The organism is Pseudomonas sp. FSL R10-0056, assembly GCF_009600105.1.
Taxonomy (GTDB): domain Bacteria; phylum Pseudomonadota; class Gammaproteobacteria; order Pseudomonadales; family Pseudomonadaceae; genus Aquipseudomonas; species Aquipseudomonas bubulae.
In genome coordinates this window covers 1-25148 of the sequence record NZ_WIWL01000200.1, presented here as the reverse complement: position 1 = coordinate 25148, position 25148 = coordinate 1, and the positions used below count along the sequence as shown (strand labels likewise).

Sequence of the window (25148 nt, the reverse complement as noted above, 5' to 3'; positions counted from 1 at the left end):
CCTCAGTGATTCGTCGCCAGCAAGCTGACGGGTTTGGAACGATGGAACAGTCGTTCAAGCCACAAGTATATGACCGGCGTGGTAAACAGCGTCAGCGCCTGGCTCACCAGCAGCCCGCCGACAACGGCAATCCCCAGAGGCTGGCGCAGTTCGGCGCCGGTGCCGTAGCCCAGCATCAGCGGCAGGGCGCCGAGCAGCGCGGCGAGAGTGGTCATGATGATCGGCCGAAACCGCGTGATACACGCCTGGTAGATGGCCTCTTCGGGGCTCAGGCCACGGGTGCGCTGGGCATCGAGGGCAAAGTCGATCATCAGGATGCCGTTTTTCTTGACGATACCGATCAGCAGCACCAATCCGATCAGCGCCATGATCGAGAAATCCTGGCCACATATCCACAGCATCAGCAGCGCGCCAAGCCCGGCCGAGGGCAGGGTGGAGATGATGGTCAGCGGGTGTACAAAGCTCTCGTACAGCACCCCCAGAATGATATACACCGCCACCAGCGCCGCGAGGATCAACCACGGCTGGCTGGCCAGCGAACTTTGAAAGGCCTGGGCGGCGCCCTGAAAGTTGCCACTGATGGTGCCGGGCATGCCGATGTCGTTTTTTGCCTGATTGAGCATCAGCACCGCATCGCCCAGGGCCACGCCGGGGGCGAGGTTGAACGACAGGTTGGCGGCCGGGAACATGCCGTCATGGCTGATGGACAACGGCCCGCTGATGGGCGCATCGACCCTGGCCACGGCCGACAGCGGCACCATTTCCCCGGTCAGCGGCGAGCGCAGGTAGAAGTAATTGAGGCTTTCGGCCTTGCCACGCTGCTGCGCGTCGACTTCCAGAATCACGTTGTACTGGTTGGTCTCGGTCTGGAACTCATTGACCTGGCGCTGACCGAAGGCGTCGTACAGTGCTTCATCGACATCGGTGGCGGTCAGGCCAAAGCGCGCCGCCGCATTACGGTCAATGCTGATATGGGTGATGCTGCCCCCCAGTTGCAGGTCGTTGGACAGATCTCGAAAGGCCGGATTGGCGCGCAGTTTTTCGGTCAGGCGCTGGGTCCAGGTGGTGAGCGTCGGACCATCGTTGCTCTTGAGCACATATTGATACTGACTACGACTGGGGCCCGAGCTGAGGTTGATATCCTGGCCGGCACGCAGGTACAGCACGATGCCAGGCACCTTGGCCAGTTGCGGGCGAATGCGGTCGATAAATTCGCTGGCCGACACGTCGCGCTGGCCGCGGTCCTTGAGGGCAATCCAGAAGCGGCCGTTGGCGATGGTCTGGTTGCTGCCGGTCACGCCCACGGCATGGGAGAACGCCTGCACGGCCGGGTCGTTGCCGATGATCTCGGCCAGCGCCAGATGCTTTTGCGTCATGTCCGGGAATGAAATGTCGGACGCCGCCTCGGTGGTGCCGAGTACAAAGCCGGTGTCCTGCACCGGAAAAAAGCCCTTGGGGATCAACACATAGCCGGCGATAGCCATGGCCAGGGTCACGGCGAAAATCCCCAGCATCAATCGCTGATGCGCAAGGGCCCGCTTCAGGCCTTTTTCATAGAGGCCCAGCAGGCGCTCGCCAAAGCCCGGCCTGGCATCGGGCTTGTGTTCCGGTGTGCGCATAAACAGCGCGGCCAGTGTGGGCGCCAGGGTCAGCGATACCACCACGGAAATCATGATGGTCGAGGTCGCGGTCAGGGCGAACTCCTTGAACAACCGCCCGACCACCCCGCCCATAAACAGCAGCGGGATAAATGCGGCCACCAGTGAGACGCTGATGGATACCACGGTAAAGCCGATCTCGCTGGAGCCCTTGATCGCTGCGTCGCGCATGCTTTCTCCGGCTTCCAGATGGCGGTGGATGTTCTCCACCACCACAATCGCATCGTCCACCACAAAGCCCACCGCCACCACAATGGCCACCAGCGTCAGGTTGTTGAGGCTGAAGCCCAGCACATACATCAGTGCGAAACTGGCGATCAGCGACACGCCGAGTACCGCCGACACAATCAGCGTGGCCGACCACTGGCGCAAAAACAGCGCCATCACCGCAACCACCAGCAGCACGGCGATCAGCAGGGTGATTTCCACTTCATGCAGGGAGGCGCGAATGGTCTTGGTGCGATCGCTCAGCACCGTCACTTCGACCGAAGCCGGAAGCATGGCCTGCAGACCGGGCAGGGCGGCCTGGATGCGGTCTACCGTGTCGACGATATTGGCCCCCGGCTGGCGCGAAATCACCAGGTTGAGCCCCGGCTGGTGGCCCGACCAGGCCTGAACATAGTCGTTCTCGGAACCGTTGATAACCCGTGTCACATCCCGTAGCTGCACGGGGGCGCCATCCTTGTACGAGACGATTAACTGGCCATATTCATCCGCGTCGAACAACTGGTCGTTGGTCGACAGCGTAGAAATGCTCGACGGGCCATACAGCGCGCCCTTGGCCAGGTTGAGGCTGGTTTGCTGGATCGCCAGGCGGATATCGGCCAGGGTCAGGCCGATGGCCGCCAGCTTGTCGGCCGAGGCCTGGACGCGGATCGCCGGGCGTTGCTGACCGGTGATATTGATCAGGCCCACACCATCAATCTGGCTGATTTGCCGGGCCAGCAGGGTTTCGACGTAATCGCTCAGTTCAGTGCCTGGCATCTGCAGCGAACTGATGCTGAGGATCAGTACCGGGCTGTCGGCCGGGTTGACCTTCTTCCAGGTCGGCAGGGTCGGCATGTCCTTGGGCAGTTTGCCGGACGCGGTGTTGATCGCTGCCTGAACCTCTTGCGCGGCGGTGTCGATGCTTTTGTCGAGGGTGAATTGCAGGGTCAGGGTGGTCGAGCCCAGGGCGCTGCTGGAGGTCATCTGGGTCATGCCGGGGATGGCGCTGAATTGCACCTCCAGGGGCGTTGCCACCGAAGACGCCATGGTGTCCGGGCTGGCGCCGGGCAATTGCGCAGATACCTGGATGGTCGGGAATTCCGCCTCGGGCAAGGGCGCCACGGGTAACCGGGGAAAGGCAATCAGCCCCACCAGCACCAGGGCGAAGGTCAGCAATACCGTGGCGACCGGGTGATCGACACACCAGGCGGACACCGAGCGGCTGCGGGTCATGGCTGCACCCGGGCAGCCGTTGGCCCGCTCAGGACTTCAACCCGCGAGCCGGACTTGAGCCGCGACTGGCCATCGCTGACCAGTGTGTCGCCGGGGTTGACGCCGGTGATGATGCTCAGTTCGGTGTCCTGAAAAGTCAGCTGCACGGGAACGGTTTCGACCTTGTCGCCGCTGACCCGGTAGACGAAGTAATTATCCAGCCCGCGCTGCACCACTTGCGGTGGCACCACCAGGGCGTTGCGGTCCAGTCCGGTCTGGATTTCGACATTGACCAGCTGGCCGGGCCACAAGCTTTGCGTGGAGTTGTCGAACTGAGCCTTGGCCTTGATTGTGCCGGTGGTTGCCGAGACCTGATTGTCGATCAGGCTAAGGCGGCCCTCGCCCAGTTGCGTGCCGCTGCTGTCGGTATTGCCTACAAAGGCTTTGACCCGGGCCGGTTGTTTGGCCGTGAGCAAGTCGTGGAGCAGGGGCAAGTGCTGCTGGGGCAGGGAAAACTCCACGGCAATGGGGGCGATCTGGGTCACGGAAAACAGCCCCTGGGCATCGCTGACCCTTAGAAAGTTACCCGCATCTACTGCGCGAATGCCCACGCGCCCGCTGACCGGGGACTGGATTTGCGTATAGGACAACTGCACCTGTGCCGCGGCAATCGCCGCCTGATCACCCTGTGCCGAAGCCTTGAGCTGATTGACCAGGGCTTGCTGCTGATCGAGGGTTTGCCGGGACACGCCATTGTCCACGCTCAACAACTGATAGCGCTTGAGGTCGGCCAATGCGACCTGCAGTTGCGCCTGGTTTTGTCCCAGTTGGGCCCTGGCCTGATCCAGGCTGGCCTTTATCGAGCGGTCATCGAGAGTAGCCAGCAGGTCGCCAGCCTTGACCGTCTGGCCTTCCTTGACCCGAATACCCGTGAGGATGCCGTCGATTTGCGGACGTATGATGACGCTGTGCAGCGACAGTACGGCGCCAATCCCGTTGATATAGCGCGGTACATCCTGTTGCAGGACTTGCACGACCCGCACCGGCACTGGCGCGCTACCTGCCGATTTGCCGGGCGCCGGGCGATTGAGCCACCAGACGCTGCTACCCATCAGGGCAATCAGCAGCGTGCCCAGCAAGATTTTTTTGGTTTTATTGGGCATGCCGGATAGACGCCGTGTGCGTGGAATGGGGGCTTATAGAAAGGTTATAGCGTGTGGACCCGGTCATAACGGTGACGGCTAACTGACATTTGTGACAGCTTTAAGGTTTGTAGCAGCTGCCTCGTTCCTTCGGCAGCTGCTACGTCACGGGTTTTCACCGCGGGTTGGATTATTTTTACGACCAGCGAGTGCAACCTATACAGGGTGCGCAGGTATACTGGGCGGTCTTGCGCCATCCGGCCTGTTTATTTCCCGTATATCGGAGCTTTCATGACTTCTCCTACACCAACGACCGCTCCTGATGCCGTGAGCACCGAGAACCTCGATACCCCGGAAAAACCGGTCATTCCTGCGTTCACTTTTCCGTTCAAGCCATCGGAGTTTGCCAAGGCCAAGTCCCAGGGCAAGGCGTACTACCAAAAAAGCGGCCTCGGCGGTCATGATAAAACCCCTAACGCGCCCCCTCATGGCACCCGCAAAACCATGGGCAAACGCTAATTTTATGCCCTAAAAAGTGGCAATATGCCATTAGTGTTTGTTCAGGCCTGATTAACTCCTTTAGTCATGCGCCAGATCAGTATTTGCTTAATAGGTGCGCTTAGAGTCGACGACCCTGCCGACTCTTCTCTAATAATCCGAGCGCGCCCGTCATGAAAATCAATCTACCGATTACCGGCCGACCCGTTGATTTTGCCCCCGACGCCAACATCCTCTCCACCACTGATCTCGACAGCACCATCACCTACGCCAACCCTGACTTTATCGAGGTCAGCGGTTATGAACTGAGCGAGTTGCTGGGCACCCCGCACAACCTGCTGCGCCATCCCGACATGCCGCCCGCCGCTTTCAGCCATATGTGGCAGACCCTCAAGGCGGGGCGCTCGTGGATGGGTATGGTGAAAAACCGTTGCAGAAACGGTGATCACTATTGGGTCAGCGCCTATGTCACGCCGGTGATGAAAAATGGCGAGACCGTCGAGTACCAATCCGTGCGTACCCACCCGACTCCTGAACGTGTCGCGGTCGCCGAGGCCCACTACGCCGCTCTACGCTCGGGGCGCAAGCCGCTGTTGCCGGCCGGCTTGCGCCTTGGCTTGGGGGGCAGGCTGGCATTGTTTGTCAGTGCCGTATTTGGCGCCGTTACAGCCGTGGGCACGCTGTGGCTGGCCAGCGTTGACGCACAGGCCGGGCTGTTGATCTGGCTGCTGGGCAGTCTGTTGAGTTCGCTGGCCATTGCCTGGTTGCTGCGGCCTTTGCATGCATTGACCCGTCGCGCCAAAGGCGTTGGCGACAATCCGTTGAGCCAGCAGATTTATACCGGGCGCCGTGATGAGTTCGGCCAGATCGAGTTTGCCCTGCATATGCTTGAGGCCCAGGTCGGCGCTGTGGTGGGGCGTATCGGTGATGCCTCGCAGCGATTGGCCGGGCACGCCAGCGAACTGGTTCAGCATCTGCAAAGCAGCCATGCCAGCACCTTGAATCAACAGTTGGAGACCGATCAGGTGGCCACTGCTATCAACGAAATGGCGGCGAGTGTGGCGCAGGTAGCGATCAACGCCCAGCAGGCGTCGCAAGCAGCCGATCGGGTGCAAAGTGAAACCCGTGAAGGCCATCAGCTGGTGACGCAAAGCCGCAGCACGGTGCAGCACCTGGCGACGGAGCTGGAGCGAGCCACCGAGGTGGTGCATCATCTGGAAAGTCACAGCAGCGATATTTCCTCGGTGCTGGAAGTGATCCGCAGTATTGCCGAACAAACCAATTTGCTGGCGCTCAACGCCGCTATCGAAGCGGCCCGCGCAGGTGATCAGGGCCGCGGCTTTGCCGTGGTGGCCGATGAGGTCCGTGGTCTGGCCCAGCGTACGCAGCAGTCGACCAGTGAAATCCAGGCCATGATCAGCGCTCTGCAAGAAGGTGCCCGGGCGGCGGTGCAGGTCATCCAGCAAAGCAGTGAATACGCTCAGAGCAGTGTCAATCAGACCCAACTGGCCAGTTGCGCGCTGGACGGGATCAGTGCACAAGTTCAGAAGATCACCGAGATGAGTGTGCAGATCGCCTCGGCGGTCGAAGAGCAAAGCGTGGTCAGTGAAGATATCAACCGTAATATCGCCGGGATTCGCAGTGCCTGTGACGTCACTGTGGATGCCGGGCAACAGAGCCATCGCCATTCAGGGGATGTCGCCGAGCTGGCCGCAGGTTTGCGCTCGCTTGCGCAAGAGTTCTGGCAAACCCGGCGCTAAAGCGCCTCGCGCTGGATCAGGGTCATGCCGTGCTTGTCGTACAGGCGCCGGGCGTTGTGGTTGTGCTCCATGACCTTGAGATCCAGGCAAGCCTCACGGCGCTGGCGGAAAACGGCAAAGACATGGTTGAGCAGTGCGCCGCCCAAGCCCCGGCCCCGGTGGTGCGGGTGTACCGCCAGATCCTTGAGGTAGGCGCTGGTCCAGGCCTGGGCAACCGCAACGGCCTGGCCCTCCAGGAGGATCACAAAACACAGTGCGGGATCGTACTCGGGGTCATGCTGCAGGCCGTGTTGCCAGTCCTGCAGGGTTTGGATGCTACCGGTGCCGTCGGTATGGCTCAGGCTGATCAGGGCATGTACCGGTTGCAGCAGCTCCTCGGTGAGTGCCACCAGGGTGAAGCCCTGGGGCCAGTGGGCCGGTGGCAATGGCTGGCGCAAATCTTTGCGCAGCAACAGGCAATACTGGCTCATGCTACTCAGTAACCTTGCTCGGCAACCGTGCGCGCGGCGAGGATCAAGCACTGTGTAAGCTCCGGCGAAGAGAACTTGGTCAGCACCGCATTGGCCCCCGCCAGGCGCGCCTTTTCGCTGTTCATCGCGCTGTTGAGCGAGGTGTGCAGCAGCACATACAGATGGGCAAAGTCCGGGGTGTCGCGCACGGTACGGGTAAAGGCGTAGCCATCCATTTCCGACATTTCGATATCCGACACCAGCACGTTGATCTGATCCGGCGTGCCTTGCAGCTCCAGTAACCGCTCGATGGCTTCCTTGGCGCTGCGTGCGGTGTGGCAATGCAGGCCCAGGTTGCGCAGGGTAATGACCGACTGTTGCAGGGCCACCTGACTGTCATCCACCACCAGAATGCGGGCATTGGCCAGCAGTTTTGACTCTTCTTTGCTGAGGCTGTCGCTGGCGTCCTCGACCTTGGCCGGGGCGATGCCGTGGATTACTTTTTCGATATCCAGCACTTGCACCAGTACACCGTCGACCTGGGTCACACCGGTGATATACGAGCGCTTGCCAGAGCCGTAGGGCGGCGGACGGATATCGGTGCTCAGGCAGTGCACGATTTTGCTCACCGCCTGCACATGCAGCCCCTGTTTGGAGCGGCTGACATCGGTGACGATCAGGCAACCAGCGTCCGGGTCGAGCAGCGGCTGCTCGCCGATGGCACGGCTCAGGTCGATTACCGACAGTGCCGCGCCGCGCAACACGGCGATGCCTTTAACATTGGGGTGGGACTCGGGCATTTTGGTCAGCGGCGGACAGGGAATGATTTCACTGACCTTGAGCAGGTTGATCGCCAACAACTTGCCGCTGCGCAGAGTGAAGAGCAGAAGGGAGAGTGAGTCTGCGCGGGCATTGTTCGATGACATAAAAATCTTCTGTGCTGGGAGCGATACGGGGTTATCGACCTGAATGTTACGGGCTTTAACCGGCCGGCATAAATCCCCTTGTAGATACTCTGTTGCAGGTCAAGCCCTATTGTGGGAGCGAGCCTGCTCGCGAACGACCTTCGCGAGCAGGCTCGCTCCCACAGTTGCAGTGTTCCTGCAGCTGTCGAGCCTGCGTTCCTCGGCAGCTGCTACGGGATCAGGGTTTCAGGCCCAACCGTTTGGCCATGCGGGCCAGGTTTGCCCGGTCAAGCCCCAGCTCCCGCGCCGCACTGGCCCAGTTGTGCTGATGGCGTTCCAGGCAGGTGCTGATCAGCTGGCGCTGGTAATTTTCAGTGGCCTGGCGCAAGTCGCCCACGGCATCCGACAGGCTCTGGGGGGCGATCGGCGCAGCGCTGGCGCCGGAGGTCGGCAAATCCAGATCCGCCGCCGTCAGGGTCAGGATGCGCGGCCGCGAGCTGCAATTGCCCAAGGCTTTAAGGGCGCTGCGGCCAATCAGGTGTTCCAGTTCGCGCACATTGCCCGGCCAGGAATACTGCACCAGCGCCGCCTGCGCGTCGGGACTCAGGCGCAGGCTGCCCAGGCCCATGCGCGAGCGGTTTTGCTCCAGGAAAAAGCCGCTCAGCAGCAACACATCACGGCCGCGTTCGCGCAAGGCTGGCACCCTGAGCGGGTAAACGCTAAGGCGATGGTAAAAGTCGGCGCGGTAGCGACCGCTGCGCACTTCTTCGGCCAGGTCGCGGTTGGTGGCTGCGATCAGGCGTACGTCGACCCGGTGCTCCTGATCTGAGCCCAGGCGTTGCAACTGCCCGCTTTGCAGCACCCGCAACAGCTTGGCCTGCACGGTCAGCGACAGCTCGCCCACTTCATCCAGAAACAACGTGCCACCGTTGGCAAGCTCGAACTTGCCGCGTCGGTCGTTGGTGGCACCGGTAAAGGCACCGCGCACATGGCCGAACAGTTCGCTTTCAACCAGCGTGTCGGGCAAGGCCGCGCAGTTAAGGCTGATCAGCGGTTTGTCTGCCCGTGGCGAGGCTGCGTGAATAGCCTGGGCCACCAGCTCCTTGCCGACACCGGTTTCACCGGTTATCAGTACCGTCAGGTCGCTGCCGCCCACCAGGGCAATTTCTTCCAGCAAGCGTTTGTGCACCTTGCTCTGGCCGATCAGCTCCTTGTTGGGCGAGCCATTGGCTTGCCGATAGAGTTCGGCCTTGCGCTGCTCATCCTCGACCCGCAATGCCAGCCGTTCGATCCGTTGAGCCACATTGACCGTAGCGGCAGCCAGGCTGGCAAAGGCCTGCAGGTCATCCAGCGAGACCGGCTCGAAGCGTTTGGAATCCAGTGCGTCGAGGGTTAGCAGCCCCCATGGGCGCTCTTCGACAAACAGCGGGCAGCCCATGCAGTCGTGGACTTCCAGGTGTTCGGCCAGCCCGTCGACCAGGCCGTCGTAGGGGTCTGGCAGTTCGCAGTTGCTGGGGAAACGGGTGGGCCCTGGACTTGCGAGCAAAGCCTGAAAGCGCGGGTGCTCGCTGACTTTGAAGCGCCGCCCCAGGGTGTCCAGGCTCAAGCCATCAACAGCCAACGGCACCAGCCATTCGCCATCCAGTCGCAGCAGGGCTGCGGCATCGCAAGGCAGCAGGGTGCGCAGCGCGTGCAGCAAGCGGCGATAGCGTTCGCTCTCGGGCAGATCACGGGACAGATCGTCCACCAGCGGCAGCAGGGTGGTCAGTAGCAGTTTTGCAGTCATTTTGACCTCGCGTAGTCTTTATGACTATATAGTAACTCGTGTCAAAATGACTATATTTGTATTAACTTGCTGATTTTAAAGGGTTTAATTGTTGGCACGGAAACTGATAAGTAAAGGGTAATTGTTGAAGCCTAAGTGCTCAGGAGTCACCCATATGCTTACTGCTCAGGATCGTGCCATCGTTAAATCTACCGTGCCACTGCTGGAAAGCGGCGGTGAAGGACTGATTACCCACTTCTATCGCATGATGCTTTCGGAATACCCGCAAGTGCGTTCGCTGTTCAACCCGGCCAACCAGGCCAGTGGCGACCAGCCGCGAGCACTGGCCAACGGCGTGCTGATGTATGCACGGCACATCGATCAGCTGGACCAGTTGGGCGATCTGGTGGCCCGGATCATCAACAAGCATGTTGCGTTGCAAATCCTCCCTGAGCACTACCCAATTGTTGGCAGCTGCCTGCTGCGGGCTATTGAAGAAGTGCTGGGCAGCGACATCGCGACCCCGCAAGTGCTCAGCGCCTGGGGAGCGGCCTACAACCAGTTGGCCGATATCCTGATCGGTGCCGAAGCTGCCATCTACGACGAAAAAGCTGCAGCACCCGGCGGCTGGCGCGGCGGGCGCGAGTTCAAACTGGCTGCCAAAATCCAGGAAAGTGCTGAAATCACTTCGTTTTACTTCCGCCCGGTAGACCAGCAACCGATCCTCGACTTTGCCCCGGGCCAGTATATCGGTCTGAAACTCATGATCGATGGCGAAGAAGTGCGTCGCAACTACTCACTGTCGGCGCTGGCTCAGGTCGGTCGCTACCGTATCAGCGTCAAGCGCGAGAAGGGTGGGGTGGTGTCAAACTTCCTGCACGACCGTCTGAATGTGGGCGATACCCTGGAGCTGTTCCCGCCAGCGGGCGACTTCACCCTGGCCAATAGCGAAAAACCGCTGGTGCTGATCAGTGGCGGTGTGGGCATAACACCGACCCTGGCGATGCTTGAAGCGGCCCTGGCGACAAAACGCCCGATCCACTTTATCCACTGTGCCCGCAATGCCGATGTGCATGCCTTCCGCACATGGATCGATGAACTGGCAGACCAGCATCCGCAATTGAAGCGTTTCTACTGCTATGACGAGCAGGGCGAGTCTGCAAATCATGTAGGGCTTTTGACCGAAGAAGTACTGGCTCAGTGGTTACCGCAAGAGCGTGACCTGGATGCCTACTTCCTGGGGCCAAAAGGCTTTATGGGGGCGGTCAAGCGTCATCTCAAAGCCCTGGGTGTGCCGGAGCAGCAAAGCCGCTACGAGTTCTTCGGCCCGGCAGCCGAGCTGAAGTAGGGCGCGTGGCAGCTGCCGAGGAACGAAGGCTGCTACAAGAGGCAGGCAAGACCTTAATCCCCCATTAATCCCCTTGCGCCACTTTTCCTGCAACGTTCAGATACATCCAGGCCCGGGGTCTGGGTGTAAACTGTGCGGCTTACACATAATCAGGCAAAGGGACGCGGGATGACCAATGACATGTTGCAACTGGGCCGGGAGAAACGCTTCCTGGTCCTGCTCGGGGTGATCTGCCTGGCGCTGATCGGCGGCGCGCTGTACATGCAGATCGTGCTCGGCGAGGCACCTTGCCCGCTGTGTATCCTGCAACGCTATGCACTGCTGCTGATCGCGATCTTTGCCTTTATCGGTGCAGCCATGCCTGGCCGGCGCAGCCTCACCGTGTTTGAAGTGCTGGTGGTGCTCAGTGCCATCGGTGGTATTGCCGCCGCCGGGCGCCACGTCTATATCCTCGCTCACCCGGCCGTGAGCTGCGGTCTTGATGTGTTGCAGCCAATCGTCGATGGTCTGCCGTTGGCAGCCGTGTTCCCCCTGGGGTTTCAGGTCGACGGGTTTTGCTCCACCCCATACCCGCCGGTGCTTGGTCTGTCGCTGGCACAGTGGGCACTGGTGGCCTTTGTAATGACTGCGGTGCTGGTGCCACTGGGCATCTATCGCAACCGGAAACAATCGAGCTGAGCCAGCCACCAATTTTTGCTTGAGCAGCCTCGTGCTTCCTTCGGCAGTGCGGGGCGTTTTTTTGTCCCTGCGCAAATGTAAAGAAGGCGTGATCCTCACGTCGAAAAAGGCTGTGCGACACTGCGACATATTGTCACGCGCAGGGTGTCGCAGGGCTGGTTTTGGTCTGACCAGTGGTCTTTTAAACGTATGACTTCGTGTAACCCAGCTGAGGCATTTTGACGCTGGCAAAGGGGTTGAAATCAGGGTTGCGAGACTCAACGCAAATCGGCTGTAGCCCTTTTTATTTGGGCGTTCAGGCGGGGTCAGGGGGGTGTGTTCATGCGCTAAAAAGGGGCATAAAAGTGCAGGGCTAAAGACGTGCTACAACTCTGTTTCAAGGGGGGGCTTGAACGCTTGGCGTAATAATAGGCAGGGATTGTTACCGTACCCGATAAGAATTATTTCGGGATGAGACATGGTTTATAGAGAGCTACCTAACTACAATCGCCCGCACTGAACGTCCAGCCTGCTCATCCCTGAGCCCAAGCGGGAAGTTGAAGGCCGACTGGGTTGTTCAATACAGGCGTCCCATGCGACTCCCAGGTACTGGCAACCCTTCTAAGTTCCGCACCAAATGGAATTGGTCTGTGACAAGGCCATTGACCACGTATCGAATAAGAAATCACTGCTAACCCGGAATTTTGCCCGTTCGCCTGATGGTGATAGAGCAGGCTTTCATTCAATTCCGGAAAAGAGCCAACCCTTGGCAGGGCGAAGTGTTGGCGAAAAAAACCAACTGCATTGTGCAAGCTGTTTTAGAGGTCGTGAGATGACTAAAAAAAGGTACCCCAGACTCCTTGGCTTATTGCCACTTTTCGGCACGCTGCTGCTGGGAGGTTGCAACATGACATTGCTCGATCCGGTGGGGCAGGTCGGGATCGAAGAGCGGAATCTGATCATCACTGCAACACTGCTGATGCTTCTGGTCGTGGTGCCGGTCATCATTATGACCCTCGTCTTCGCGTGGAAATATCGCGCGTCGAACACCAGCGCTACCTATACACCTAAATGGTCGCACTCCACCAAGATCGAAGTCGTGATCTGGACTGTGCCAATTCTGATCATCATCGCCCTGGGCGTGATCACCTACAAGTCGACCCACGCGCTGGACCCTTATCGTCCGCTCGAGTCCGACGTCAAGCCGATTACCATCGAAGTGGTGGCAATGGACTGGAAGTGGATGTTCATCTATCCGGAACAGGGTATCGCTACCGTCAACAAGATCGTGTTCCCGGCCAACACCCCGGTCAATTTCCGTATCACCTCTGACACGGTCATGAACTCGTTCTTCATTCCAGGCCTGGGCGGTCAGATCTACGCCATGGCCGGGATGACGACCAAGCTGCACCTGATTGCCAACCGCAACGCTGAAATGGAAGGCATCTCTGCCAACTACAGCGGTGCCGGTTTCACGGGCATGAAATTCAAAGCGATCGCGACTACTCAGGCTGATTTCGATGCTTGGGTAAGTGAAGTCAAAGCATCACCTAAACAGCTTGACCAAGCTGAATACGAAGCCTTGAGCAAGCCAAGTCAGAACAACCCCGTTGAACTGTTCTCCTCGTACACACCGAACCTGTTTCAGAAAATCGTCGACAAGTACGAAGGTATGACGCCAGGCAAGCCGGTGAAGCACGAGAAGAAAGAAGTGGCCGGGACCGATGTGGTGGACATGAGTTCGCATTCAGCTGCCGGGGCAGAGGAGTAAACGATGTTTGGTAAATTAAGTTGGGAAGCGGTCCCGTTCCACGAGCCGATCGTGATGGTGACCATCGCCATGATCGCGCTGGGTGGTCTGGCACTGTTTGCAGCAATCACGTATTTCAAGAAGTGGACCTACCTGTGGACCGAATGGCTAACGTCAGTCGACCACAAGAAAATCGGCGTGATGTACATCATCGTCGCCATGGTCATGCTGCTGCGCGGCTTTGCCGACGCAATCATGATGCGTACCCAGCTGGCCATGGCCACCGAGGGTTCGCCTGGCTACCTGCCACCTGAACACTATGACCAGATCTTCACCGCTCACGGTGTGATCATGATCATCTTCATGGCGATGCCATTCTTCACCGGCCTGATGAACCTTGCAGTGCCGCTGCAGATCGGCGCCCGTGACGTGGCCTACCCGTTCCTCAACTCCCTGAGCTTCTGGCTGCTGGTGTCCGGCGTTGTGCTGGTCAACCTGTCGCTGGGCGTCGGCGAGTTCGCCAAGACCGGTTGGGTTGCCTATCCGCCGCTGTCGGGCTTGCAGTACAGTCCGGGCGTGGGGATGGATTACTACATCTGGGCTCTACAGCTATCGGGGTTAGGTACGACGTTAACCGGGGTTAACTTCCTGGCGACCGTACTGAAGATGCGTGCTCCAGGCATGAAACTGATGGACATGCCGATCTTCACCTGGACCTGCACCTGGGCAAACGTCCTGATCGTGGCTTCGTTCCCGATCCTGACCGCTACCCTGGCACTGCTGACACTTGACCGTTACATGGATTTCCACATTTTCACCAATGAACTTGGTGGCAATCCAATGATGTACGTCAACCTGTTCTGGGCGTGGGGTCACCCTGAGGTGTACATCCTCATTCTGCCGGCGTTCGGTATCTTCTCCGAAGTTATCTCCACGTTCACCGGCAAGCGTCTGTTCGGTCACCACTCGATGGTCTACGCCTCCGGCGCGATCTCGGTGCTGGGCTTCATGGTTTGGCTGCACCACTTCTTCACCATGGGTTCGGGTGCCAGCGTCAACGCCTTCTTCGGTCTGGCGACGATGCTGATTTCGATCCCGACGGGGGTGAAGCTATTCAACTGGCTGTTCACCATCTACCAGGGCCGTCTGCGCTTCACCAGCCAGGTTCTGTGGACCCTGGGCTTTATGGTGACTTTCGCCATCGGCGGCATGACTGGCGTACTGCTGGCCATCCCGGGTGCTGACTTCGTACTGCACAACAGCCTGTTCGTTATTGCTCACTTCCATAACGTGATCATCGGCGGCGCAGTATTCGGTTACATCGCAGGCTTCAGCTTCTACTTCCCGAAAGCGTTCGGCTTCAAGTTGAACGAAACCTGGGGCAAGCGCGCGTTCTGGTTCTGGATCGTCGGCTTCTTCATCGCCTTTATGCCGCTCTATGCACTGGGCTTCATGGGCATGACCCGTCGTCTGAATGCCAGCACCAACCCTGAGTGGGTGCCTTACCTGTACGTAGCCCTGTTCGGCGCAGTACTGATTGCCATGGGTATCGCCAGCCAGCTGATCCAGCTGTATGTCAGCGTCCGTGACCGCAACAAGCCAGAGAACGCCTGCGAATTCGGCGATCCATGGAATGCTCACACGCTGGAATGGTCGACTTCGTCGCCACCACCGTTCTACAACTTTGCTGTACTGCCAAAAGTCGACGGTATCGACCCGTTCACCGAAGCCAAGGAAAACGGCACTGCGTACCAGGTTCCGGCCAAGTACTCGCCTATCCACATGCCTAACAACACCGCTACTGGTGTGTACATGGGTGCTTTGCTGACCGTCTTCGGTTTCGCGATGATCTGGCACATCTGGTGGCTGGCCATCGTGGGTCTGGTAGGTACGGTTGTTGTCTTCGTTGCTCACGCCGCCCGTGACGACCAAGGCTACATGGTGCCGGTCGAGACCATCGAGCGTATCGAGGCCGAGCAGCACAAGCGTCTGGTAGCCGCCAAAGCAATTCCGGCTACTCGTGTTGAAACCAAGTTGGAACAGGCTTAAACCATGTCGAACTTAGCGACCACTGCTGGACACGCTCATGGTCACGACCATGAGCATGAGGAACACCACGACGCGGGCGAGACAACCATTTTTGGTTTCTGGCTCTACCTGATGACCGACTGCATCTTGTTTGCATCGATCTTCGCGGTATACGCGGTATTGGTAAACAACGTTGCAGGTGGCCCGTCGGGCCACGACATCTTCGAACTGCCGTACGTACTGGGTGAAACTGCCCTGCTGCTGTTCAGTTCGATCACCTACGGCTTCGCCATGCTGGCGTTGTTCAAGGGCAAGAAACAGCAGGTGCTGTTCTGGCTGGCCATGACCTTCCTGCTCGGTGCAGGCTTCATCGCCATGGAAATCAACGAGTTCCACCTGTTGATCTCCGAGGGCTACGGCCCTAGCCGTTCGGGCTTCCTGTCTGGCTTCTTCACCCTGGTCGGTACCCACGGTCTGCACGTGACCAGCGGTCTGATCTGGATGGCGATCATGATGTACCAGGTGCAGAAAAACGGCCTGACCTCGACCAACAAGACCCGCCTGAGCTGCCTGAGCCTGTTCTGGCACTTCCTGGACGTGGTGTGGATCTGCGTATTCACCGTTGTTTACCTGATGGGGACTTTGTAATGGCTAACGCACATTCCGACGGCGCCAACCACGGCAGCGTGAAGTCCTACGCGATCGGCTTCATCCTGTCGGTGATCCTGACCGTTATTCCGTTCGGGCTGGTGATGTACCCATCGCTGCCCAAATTCACCACCCTGGCGATCGTACTGTTGTTCGCCGTGGTGCAAGTGGTTGTTCACCTGGTGTACTTCCTGCACCTGGACCGTTCGCCTGCACAACGCAACAACGTCACCGCGCTGGTATTTGCTGCGCTGGTAATTGTGCTGCTGGTGGGCTTGTCCCTGTGGATCATGTTCAGCATCCACACTGAAATGATGGCGAAGTGAGGTAAGACCCGATGTCCTTCAAGCACTTTATCCAAATCACCAAACCGGGGATCATTTTCGGTAACGTGCTTTCTGTGGCAGGCGGGTTCTTCCTGGCCTCGAAGGGGCATTTCGATCTTGCCCTGTTCCTGGCCGCGGTAATCGGCACCTCCCTGGTGGTAGCGTCCGGTTGTGTGTTCAACAACTGCATCGACCGCGACATTGACATCAAGATGGACCGCACCAAGAACCGCGTACTGGTTCAAGGCCTGATCTCCCTCAAGGTGGCGCTGGTTTACGCCACCCTGCTGGGGGGCGCCGGCCTGTACCTGTTGTATCGCGTAGCCAACCCGCTGGCGGCTCTGTTCGCCGCGATCGGTTTCGTGATCTACGTCGGTCTGTACAGCCTGTACTTCAAGCGCAAGTCGGTTCACGGCACGCTTATCGGCAGTCTGTCGGGTGCAATGCCTCCGGTCATCGGCTATGTAGCTGTGAGCAACAGCTTCGACATGGCTGCAATGACCTTGCTGGTGATGTTCAGCCTGTGGCAGATGCCGCATTCCTACGCCATCGCGATCTTCCGCTTCAACGATTACCTGGCTGCATCGATTCCGGTGTTGCCAGTGAAGCGCGGGATCAAGGTTGCCAAGAAGCACATCCTGCTCTACATCCTCGCGTTTCTGATCGCGACCCTGATGCTCACCCTCGGCGGTTACGCCGGCATGAGCTACATGGCCGTGGCAGCTGCGATGGGCATGTACTGGCTGTACATGGCGTGGACGGGCTACAAGGCCGTCGACGACAAGGTCTGGGCACGCAAGCTGTTCGTGTTCTCGATCTTCACCATCACCGCGCTGAGCGTCATGATGTCCCTGGATTTCAAAGCGCCTGCCGAGTTGTTACTGACTTACGCGCACTGATCTGTCCAGAGTGAAAAACCCCGCCTTCGAAAGAAGAGCGGGGTTTTTTTATGGCTTTTGTACAGGCTCGTTCGCTGTGTTGTGTGGCGTAATACCGTGAAAAACGGGCGGCGGGTTATGCGTTGTAGCTGGGGTGAAACAGGGCAGCGGTGATAAACAGAAACCAAGTAACTTTCGCAATTTCCTACGTTGTGCGGATAACTCGCCTTATATTTTTTATTGTTTATCGGTGTTCGAATGTACCGGCCTGATTCAATAATTATTTAAGATGCAAGGAGGGTACGGTGTTCCTGGTTTCCATAAAAAAAGCACTTGCTGTTGGTTTTCTTGTTTGTACTTTTGTTGAGGTCAGTGTTGCCAGGGATATCCCGGTTGGCATAGGTAAAAACCATGATTTCACGCTAACGTGCAAAGCGGGTAATTTTATAGGCGTTATTGAAGGGACAGCCGGTCGGCACTTTCAGACCGGTAAATGGGTACATACCAAGCGATACAAGATTACCCGTCTCAATGGCCAGAGTGGTGGTAACAAAGCCAATGTTAATCTGAGTGCCGGCAAAGCTCCGAACCTTGATCGTGGCAACATGGTGTACTCGCCGGACCGCATGATCCAGGACGGCAAATGGCACGATCTAAACCTTGTGCGTCAGAATCTGGCTGTGGGCAACGCCAGGGTCGAGGCTTTCTATGAATTTATTTTTGACAAGTCAGGCCCGGACCCGCGTTGCTGGACTGAAGCTATAAGGTTTTAAACCGGCTGCCTGAACCCTGTTTTAAATATGAGGGGTTTGCGCTCTTTCTTGTCGGTCGGCAGTCTGTAACAAAAAGAAGTTTATAGAGCAGAACTTGCTCATGATAAGCAGACGTGCACGGAGTGGAAATTGTGTAAGAAGCCCCTGGCTTGCAGTTGATGCAGCTACTGCGGATGTTAAAAAATAATGGGTGTTTTGGCTGATGTGAAAATCATATCAATGAAAGGCGTTGGCAAGTGCTATTCACACAATAGAGCTTTGATTCCCGTAATCCGCAATGTCGACTTCGAACTTGGGGTTGGCGACACCTGTGCCATCATCGGCCCGTCTGGCTCCGGTAAAAGTACATTGCTCAATCTCATCGGCCTGCTGGATTTTGCCGACGAGGGTGAGTACCTGCTTATGGGGCAGCCCGTTTGTGCAATGCACAGTGATGAACTGGCAGCTCTTCGAAAGATGCATATAGGTTTTGTCTTTCAGAACTTCAATTTGATCCCGCGCCTGAGCGTTATCAAAAACGTAGCCTTGCCGCTTCGTTATCGGGGCATCGACCGTAATCAGTCCATGGCTCAGGCGCTGCAGATGTTGCAGCGCGTGGGGATGGCTCAGCGGGCCCATTCTATGCCCGCCGACCTGTCCGGTGGGCAAAAGCAGCGCGTGGCTATTGCCCGTGCGCTGGTTGGGCAACCGTCGCTGATACTGGCCGATGAACCGACTGGCAGTCTCGACGGCCAGACCGCCAGTGCCATTCTGGAACTGCTGCTGTCGATCCAGCAGGAGCAGCGGGTCACCCTTGTGGTTGTTACCCATGACCATCAGGTTGCGCAACTTATGCACAGGCAGGTCATGGTGCACGGCGGCCGGGTTGAGGAGGTGCGCAAGTGCGAGCCCTGAGCACTTTGCTCCCCTCGGCACTGATACAGACACTAACCGAGGCTGTAGACAGCCTTCGTACACTGGGCAAACGTTCGGCCCTGGCGCTTCTGGGCATTGTGATCGGCAGCGCTTCAATCATTGCGGTCATTAATATCGGGCATAACGCACGGCATGATGTCGCCCTGATCTTTCAGGACATGGGCGTTGATAGCCTTTCGGTACTGCTCGCTGACAAGCCGGGCACTCAAGAGTCACGTCTCTCCTTTGACATTGAGGCACTCAACAAACTCGACCTGGCAGACCTGTTGATCGCACCTGCTGCGATCGTGTCGCTGGAGGCCGGGTTCAATCGCAAGACAGCCGATGTTCGTCTGGTCGGGACGCTGCCTTCGCTCTTTGAGGTAATGAAACTGTCGATGAGCGACGGGCGGTTTTTACACACCTTTGATCAGTCTGAAAATGCAGTGGTCCTCGGCCATAAGGTGGCCGTTTCGCTGAGCCAGGGGGGGACGCGGATTCGTGTGGGTGACTGGCTCAGGCTTAAGAATTACCTGTTCAAGGTTGTCGGTGTATTGCAGCCCAGACCCGAGTCGATGCTCAGTCCGATTTTCGTCGATGACTCGGTATTTGTACCGCTGCAGGGCCTTGCCCGTGTTGCCGCTGAGGCGAGGATCAATGACCTGATTGTGCGCATCCCGCCGCATAACAAAAGTGCCAGTGTTGTCCCGACGATGCAGGACAGGCTGACCCGGGCGTTCATGTCACGAACAATAGAGGTGATTACGCCCCAGCAAATGATTGAAGGCATGAACCGCCAGAGTCGCACGTTCCATTACCTTTTGATGGCCCTGGGCGGGATCACGCTGGTGGGAGGCGGTGTGGCGGTGATGAACATCATGTACATGAACGTTTATGAACGCCGCATCGAAATCGGACTGCGCATGGCTATTGGCGCCCGTCGCCATGACATCCGCAATCTGTTCCTGATTGAGGCGGTGGTGCTCAGCACTACCGGTGCTGTATTGGGGGCAGGCTTGGGGATGGTGCTGGCTTATGTCTATGCCCGGGTGTCGGGCTGGGCATTCGACATAGCCGCAAATGCTATCCCCCTGGGCGTGATCAGCACCGTTGCAGTGGGTGTGTTCTTTGGTTTGAAACCGGCCATCGCAGCCTCTCGCCTGCCCCCCGTGGAGGCCCTTCGTGATTATTAGACGCGCAGGGTTTATGGGCGCGGCATATGGCGTGTTGCTGCAGTCCGCGCTGGCGGTTGCACAACCAGGCTTGCCGGACCAAAACACGGCGCTGTTGAGCGAGCACGTTATCAACCTGTCGCTGGCCGAAGCCGTTGCACTGGGTATGCGCAGTAACTACAGCATTCGCAGCCTCAAGCTTCAACGCTTGCGCGAGAGGTTCGACCTGCGCGTGGCGCAAGACAGATTCAACCCGCAACTCAAGTTGAGCGCAACCCATATGCTTTCCAGAGGCAGTGCAGACCGGGGGCGGGCCAGTGAAGCCAAGCCCAGCGTCAGTGTGCTGGGCGAGTATGGAACCCGCCTGGAACTCGGCTGGAAGCAACAGCTCAATGCTTCAAAGAATACGGGGGAGCTGCAAAGTGAGGGTATGGAGCTGACGGTCATTCAACCGCTGCTCCGGGGCGCGGGCAAAGATGTCACGACTGCGCCTCTGCGCCTGGCCAGATTGACAGGGCAGATCAACCGGCTGACTGCCAAGGCCAGCGTGTCGCAGACCCTCTACGACATCATCTCGGCCTATCACGGCCTGCTCAAATCGCAGAGCCAGGTAGCCCTCGCCAGCAAGGCTTTGGCGCGGGCCGTTTCGTTGCTGGAGGTCAATAGATTGCTGATTGCCTCGGGGCGTGTGGCCGAGTTTGAAACGGTCCAGATTGAAGCGGATATAGCGTCTCAGCAACTGGCGCTCGAAGAGGCCGGCAATCAGCTGGAAAGCAGCCGCTTATCGCTGCTCAAGCTATTGGCCCTCGACCTGTCGACGAGCATCCATGCCTCCGGAACCCTGGAGGTCACCCGACCTGAAGTCGATCGGACCGCGGCGCTTGAACTGGCGCAGAGAAACCAGCCTCAGTTTTTGGCGACGTTGCTGCAGAGTGAAGTGGCCTCAATCAATCTGCTGGTTGCACAAGATCAGGCTCTTTGGGATCTGTCGTGGGTGGCAGGGGTCAATCAGTTACGCGAACAGGGTACCCGGGGTGGTGGCAGATCCTGGGACAGCTATACCGGCCTGAAGCTGGAAATCCCCATCGCAGATATGGCCCTGCGACAAGGCAAAGTACATGCGCGAACCCAGGTAGAGCAGCAAGCACTGATCCAGCAAGAGGCACGCATGGATCTTGAACGCCAGGTAACCGACTCGGTGCGGGGGTTGAAAACCCAGTGGCGCCAGCTTGAAATCTCGCAGCGGCTCACGGACCTGTCCCGCCGCAAACTGGCCATCGAGACCGACAAATTGAATGTCGGGCGCTCGAGCAACTTCCAGATCATCAGCTTCGAGTCAGACCTGCGAGCGGCAGAGGAGGCGAATCTGAATGCGAGGATTTCATACCTGGATGCCAGGGCCCGACGCGATGTACTGCTGGGCGTGCTGCTGGAAAACTGGGAGATTTCTCTTGAGGATTTCTAAACCGTTCAGCGTCCTTATCCTTGTCCTGCTGCTCGCCTCAGGGTGGACCCTGTTCACTTCCTCAGTCCCTGAAGACACAGAGGTTTGGGTCGCCGTCAGCAGGCAGAAGCTGGAACATGAAATCGGCCTGGTGGGCAGGGTAGAACCGGTTGAAACCAGCGTACTCAATGCCCCTTTTGAAGGGGTTTTGATGGCCCATGAGTTAAGCCCCGGCATGTCGGTCGAAGAGGGGCAGGTCCTTCTTTCTTTCGATACGGCGTTGCTTGAAATCAAGGTCAGGGATGCGCTGGCGAACAAGTTGAAGCAGCAGCAGGTAGTCGAAACGTTCAGAACCTGGACCAACGATCCGCAGGTGGTGCGGGCAAAGCGGTCACTCAGGGTGGCCGAGCTGGCCATGCAAAACCTTGAACTGGAGCTTTCGCAAGTCGAGGCGTTATATCAAAAAGGCATTGTTCCCCGTAATGAGCGCGACAGCTTGAAGCAACAGCGTGACCTGCAAGCGCTGGAGCTGGCGGCAGCTACTTCCGAACTCGACACTGTGCTGGCAACCGGCAGGGGGGAGGCCAGAACCATTGCCGAGATGGAGCTGCGCAACGCCAGTGTCATCCATAAACAACTGAACGCATTGCTGGCGCACAAGACGCTCTACGCGCCGTACTCGGGTGTTGTGTTGTCACTGGGAGGCCCGCAGTCAACAGGTGGTGATGCCGTGACGTTGCACAAAGGTGCGCTTTTCAGCATGGGCCAGCAGATGATCAAACTGGCCAATATGAGCGGGCTCAAGGTCATCACCCAGGTATCGGAGTCCGACGTCAGCAAGTTTTCTCTTAATCAGGAAGTCAGGATTACCGGAGAGGGTTTTTCGGCAGCCCTGAGTGGCTATATCAGTTCTATCAGTCAACTGGCCGTACAGGATCAAAATGAGGGCAGTGCAGCAAGGTTTCCGCTCACCATTACGGTTAACCAGCCTTCCGGTGGTGATTTCAAGCGTGTGAGGCTGGGCATGAGCGCCCGGATGACCATCGTTACCTACCGCAACGACAACAGTTTCATCATCCCCCACGAAGCCGTCGAGAGGGACGGTGATACCCTGTCTGTCGAGTATCGCGACGGGCTGGACGCCCCGGTTGAGCGTCGAGCCATCACCATAGGCCAGTCCACTGTGGATGGGCTTGAAGTGTTCGGTGTGGAGTCCGGTTTCGTCCGGGTCAAGTGATTGGCTGCAACCCTCTGGAGAGCGGGCTGTCCGCGATACAGGCTGCGGAGCAAAGCCGGCCCCCATAGTGATTGTCAGGCCGTGCGCATTTTGGCCGTCGGCAACACCGGCAGTACATTGGCAAGACCGGCTGCGATCCCGTACGGCCGCAATACGCTGATCAACAACCCGCTCGCCAGCAGATAACCCCCGGAACAGATGACCAGCGACCAGCGCAGGGCATTGATGCCCATTAGCGGGGTCAGGTGATCACTCAGCACACCCACGGCCAATGGGCCGAAACCTGCACCGATGGCCATGATCCCGAAGTTGTAGAGGGCGATCATGGTTGCGCGGCGCTCAGGCGCCACCAGTTGGGCAATGGCGGTGTAGCTCGGTGCCATCCACCACATGCCGAACACCGACATGCCAAACATGAACACCGTTGCCTGGGGCACTTGCAGCGCACCCAGCGTCCAGGGATGACCGGCCGGGTACAGCGCGAAGGCAATCGACATCGGCAAGGCCAGCAGTGCCCCGACGATCGGCACGCCCAATTGCCAGCGGCTGTCGCGTTGGGCCAGACAGGCGCTCAACCAGCCGCTGGACAGAGAGCCGATAATGGCCCCCGGCCCGGCTGCCAGGCCCATGATGATGCCTGCGTCCTTGAGCGTCAGCCCGTGGCTGCGTACCAGAAATGCAGTGCTCCAGATACTGAACGCATAACTGGCAAACGCCAGCAGCGCCCCGGCCAGGGCAATACGTACAAAGGTTTTCGACGCCCAGGCCACGCGCATCACTTGCATCACGCTTTCATGGGGCACGGCTGGGCGCGACTCACGGGCTTTCTCCCATAAGCCGCGCAATGGTTCGGCAGCCGTAAACCGCAGCAATACAGCGGCAGCGATACCAGGCAGCGCCATCCAGATAAAGGCTTCGCGCCAGCCGTGGTAGTACGCGATATAGGCGCCCAGGCTCATGCCCAGCAAGGCGCCGATGGGCGCTCCGAGCATGAATACGCTGATGGCCTTGGAGCGCTGATGGGGCGGGTAGAGGTCGGCGATCATCGACATCGATGCTGCGCCGCTGCCCGACTCGCCCACTGCCACGCCGATGCGTGCCAGGGCCAGGGTCCAGAAGTTACTGGCAAAGCCGCAAAGCATGGCCATCACGCTCCAGAACGCACAGCACCAGCCGATCAGGTTGCGCCGATGGCCACGGTCGGCAAAGCGCCCCAACGGGATCGCAAACAGGCAGTAGACCAGAGCAAAGGCCAGACCTGTAAGCAGGCCGATCTGGGTATCGGAAACGTGAAATTCGGCCTTGATCGGTTCAATCACAACGCCCATGACCTGACGGTCGATCAGGCTGACCGCCGAAATCAGGAACAACACAAACAAGGTGTAATGACGGCGAAATCCGGAGATTTGGTTATTCATCATTTCAATCCCATCGAGCAGTGTTCATCGGTTGAGTGGCTTACAGCGGTGCGCGTCGATCAGCCCAGGGGCTTGCCTGTTCGAGTTGCCCGGCCAATTGGAACAACAGGTCTTCGCGGCACCAGCCTGCACTGAACATCATGCCGATGGGCAAGCCGCTGCTGCTGGTGCCCAGCGGCACCGACATGGACGGCTGGCCACTGACATTGGCCAGTACGCTGTAGCCGATGCTGCCGATGATGCCCTGGATGTAGTGCGGGTAATCCTGATCCAGACTGGCCACTTTCAATTCGGGAGTGATCTGCGAGGTGACCGGACTGAGCAGCAGGTCATAGTCGTCGAACAGGTGTTCCATGCGACTGCCGATCAATTCGAAACTGCGTCGGGCACGGTACAGGTTTTCGGCGGTGGCCGAAGTGGCATTGTTGACCAGATAACGGCTGACGGGCTCCAGCTCGTCAGCGTGCAACGGGCGGCCGAGGACGGTTTCGCGGTCACGCACGGCGGCCAGCAGTGCGGCTGCACCCACGGCGCCGTGAGCGCCGTATACCTGCTGCGGGTCGACGGGCAGGGTCACGGGGTCTACCCGATGTCCGAGACCCAACAGCAGATCAACAGTAGTGTTCAAAACGCTGCGGATATCGGCGTCCAGTTCCAGGCCGGTCATGGCCTGATCGACCACGCCGATGCGCAACGAACCGGGGCTGCGCCGCACTGCCTCGCTGTAGCTTATGGCCTGTGGCGCGAGCCAGTAGGGACTGCCTTTTTCATGACCGTGGCTGACGTCCAGCAACAGTGCCGAGTCGCGCACGCTGCGTGATACCACATGACCGCAACTGGCACCGAACCAGCCTTCGAAGGTGTCCGGGCCCTGAGGGGTGCGATAGCGCGTGGGCTTGAGGCCAAACAGGCCGCAATACGACGCCGGGATGCGAATCGAGCCGCCGCCGTCGGTGGCGTGGGCCACGGGCACGATGCC

At 58.6% G+C, this 25148-nt stretch carries 21 protein-coding genes and 1 pseudogene; 15 read left to right on the top strand and 7 right to left on the bottom strand.

What is annotated here, in order from left to right; genetic code table 11:
- Nucleotides 1-2: 2 nt before the first annotated feature.
- Both GHO42_RS18185 and GHO42_RS18180 read right to left on the bottom strand, forming a co-directional pair.
- Entirely contained in the window at nucleotides 3-3098 is a 3096-nt protein-coding gene (locus tag GHO42_RS18185) for a multidrug efflux RND transporter permease subunit (RefSeq protein ID WP_133144790.1), read from the bottom strand.
- Nucleotides 3095-4240 (bottom strand): efflux RND transporter periplasmic adaptor subunit, encoded by a 1146-nt coding sequence (locus GHO42_RS18180; protein ID WP_095025446.1) that lies wholly within the window; start codon nucleotides 4238-4240, stop codon nucleotides 3095-3097. The genes GHO42_RS18185 and GHO42_RS18180 overlap by 4 nt, the downstream gene beginning before the upstream one ends.
- Nucleotides 4241-4510: 270 nt before the next feature.
- On the opposite strand from GHO42_RS18180, the gene GHO42_RS18175 reads away from it, so the two are divergent.
- The 3 genes and pseudogenes from GHO42_RS18175 (at nucleotide 4511) to GHO42_RS18170 (ending at nucleotide 6477) form a co-directional block, all read left to right on the top strand.
- Entirely contained in the window at nucleotides 4511-4738 is a 228-nt protein-coding gene (locus GHO42_RS18175; protein ID WP_095001524.1) for a hypothetical protein, read from the top strand.
- A gap of 152 nt (nucleotides 4739-4890) precedes the next feature.
- Nucleotides 4891-5172 (top strand): annotated as a pseudogene (locus GHO42_RS26480) (PAS domain-containing protein); the annotation flags it as partial.
- A 258-nt stretch (nucleotides 5173-5430) separates the two neighbouring features.
- Entirely contained in the window at nucleotides 5431-6477 is a 1047-nt protein-coding gene (locus tag GHO42_RS18170; protein ID WP_370688595.1) for a methyl-accepting chemotaxis protein, read from the top strand.
- Here the strand turns inward: GHO42_RS18170 and GHO42_RS18165 are convergent.
- From GHO42_RS18165 to norR, 3 genes are all read right to left on the bottom strand, one after another.
- On the bottom strand, nucleotides 6474-6947 hold the full coding sequence (locus GHO42_RS18165; protein ID WP_133144792.1) for a GNAT family N-acetyltransferase: 474 nt from the start codon (nucleotides 6945-6947) through the stop codon (nucleotides 6474-6476). The two genes, GHO42_RS18170 and GHO42_RS18165, sit on opposite strands and share 4 nt — an antisense overlap.
- 5 nt (nucleotides 6948-6952) lie before the next feature.
- Entirely contained in the window at nucleotides 6953-7852 is a 900-nt protein-coding gene (locus GHO42_RS18160; protein ID WP_095001521.1) for a chemotaxis protein, read from the bottom strand.
- A gap of 217 nt (nucleotides 7853-8069) precedes the next feature.
- Nucleotides 8070-9617, bottom strand: coding sequence for a nitric oxide reductase transcriptional regulator NorR (gene norR, locus GHO42_RS18155; protein WP_133144793.1), 1548 nt, complete (start codon nucleotides 9615-9617; stop codon nucleotides 8070-8072).
- A gap of 154 nt (nucleotides 9618-9771) precedes the next feature.
- Between norR and hmpA the strand changes: the two genes are divergently transcribed.
- The 12 genes from hmpA to GHO42_RS18090 all read left to right on the top strand — a co-directional run bounded on the left by hmpA (nucleotide 9772) and on the right by GHO42_RS18090 (nucleotide 22751).
- Entirely contained in the window at nucleotides 9772-10944 is a 1173-nt protein-coding gene (gene hmpA, locus GHO42_RS18150) for an NO-inducible flavohemoprotein (protein ID WP_133144794.1), read from the top strand.
- 168 nt (nucleotides 10945-11112) lie between these two features.
- Nucleotides 11113-11622, top strand: coding sequence for a disulfide bond formation protein B (locus GHO42_RS18145; RefSeq protein ID WP_095001518.1), 510 nt, complete (start codon nucleotides 11113-11115; stop codon nucleotides 11620-11622).
- 811 nt (nucleotides 11623-12433) lie between these two features.
- The gene (gene cyoA, locus GHO42_RS18135; RefSeq protein WP_095001517.1) at nucleotides 12434-13372 is read left to right on the top strand and encodes a ubiquinol oxidase subunit II; all 939 of its coding nucleotides are present in this window, start codon (nucleotides 12434-12436) and stop codon (nucleotides 13370-13372) included.
- Nucleotides 13373-13375: 3 nt separating this feature from the next.
- A complete protein-coding gene (gene cyoB, locus GHO42_RS18130) occupies nucleotides 13376-15400 on the top strand; it encodes a cytochrome o ubiquinol oxidase subunit I (protein WP_095001516.1) in 2025 nt (674 codons plus the stop codon).
- Between the two features lie 3 nt (nucleotides 15401-15403).
- The gene (locus tag GHO42_RS18125) at nucleotides 15404-16027 is read left to right on the top strand and encodes a cytochrome o ubiquinol oxidase subunit III (RefSeq protein WP_095001515.1); all 624 of its coding nucleotides are present in this window, start codon (nucleotides 15404-15406) and stop codon (nucleotides 16025-16027) included.
- Nucleotides 16027-16353, top strand: coding sequence for a cytochrome o ubiquinol oxidase subunit IV (gene cyoD, locus GHO42_RS18120; protein ID WP_016779556.1), 327 nt, complete (start codon nucleotides 16027-16029; stop codon nucleotides 16351-16353). Before GHO42_RS18125 ends, cyoD begins: the two co-directional genes overlap by 1 nt.
- Before the next feature lie 11 nt (nucleotides 16354-16364).
- Complete coding sequence (gene cyoE / locus GHO42_RS18115; RefSeq protein WP_095001514.1) at nucleotides 16365-17252, top strand: heme o synthase; 888 nt, start codon at nucleotides 16365-16367, stop codon at nucleotides 17250-17252.
- 284 nt (nucleotides 17253-17536) lie between these two features.
- Nucleotides 17537-18004, top strand: coding sequence for a hypothetical protein (locus GHO42_RS18110; protein WP_133144795.1), 468 nt, complete (start codon nucleotides 17537-17539; stop codon nucleotides 18002-18004).
- 186 nt (nucleotides 18005-18190) lie between these two features.
- Nucleotides 18191-18898: an ABC transporter ATP-binding protein gene (locus GHO42_RS18105; protein WP_133144796.1), complete on the top strand. Its 708-nt coding sequence runs from the start codon at nucleotides 18191-18193 to the stop codon at nucleotides 18896-18898.
- On the top strand, nucleotides 18895-20091 hold the full coding sequence (locus GHO42_RS18100; RefSeq protein ID WP_133145188.1) for an ABC transporter permease: 1197 nt from the start codon (nucleotides 18895-18897) through the stop codon (nucleotides 20089-20091). The genes GHO42_RS18105 and GHO42_RS18100 overlap by 4 nt, the downstream gene beginning before the upstream one ends.
- On the top strand, nucleotides 20081-21535 hold the full coding sequence (locus tag GHO42_RS18095) for a TolC family protein (protein ID WP_240043258.1): 1455 nt from the start codon (nucleotides 20081-20083) through the stop codon (nucleotides 21533-21535). The genes GHO42_RS18100 and GHO42_RS18095 overlap by 11 nt, the downstream gene beginning before the upstream one ends.
- Nucleotides 21522-22751, top strand: a complete 1230-nt coding sequence (locus GHO42_RS18090) for an efflux RND transporter periplasmic adaptor subunit (RefSeq protein WP_240043259.1) — start codon at nucleotides 21522-21524, stop codon at nucleotides 22749-22751. Before GHO42_RS18095 ends, GHO42_RS18090 begins: the two co-directional genes overlap by 14 nt.
- 74 nt (nucleotides 22752-22825) lie before the next feature.
- On the opposite strand, the gene GHO42_RS18085 is transcribed toward GHO42_RS18090, so the two are convergent.
- Complete coding sequence (locus GHO42_RS18085; protein ID WP_095001631.1) at nucleotides 22826-24169, bottom strand: MFS transporter; 1344 nt, start codon at nucleotides 24167-24169, stop codon at nucleotides 22826-22828.
- A gap of 40 nt (nucleotides 24170-24209) precedes the next feature.
- Nucleotides 24210-25148, bottom strand: a 939-nt coding sequence (locus GHO42_RS18080) for an amidase (RefSeq protein ID WP_256671117.1), incomplete at its 5' end; no start/stop codon positions are given.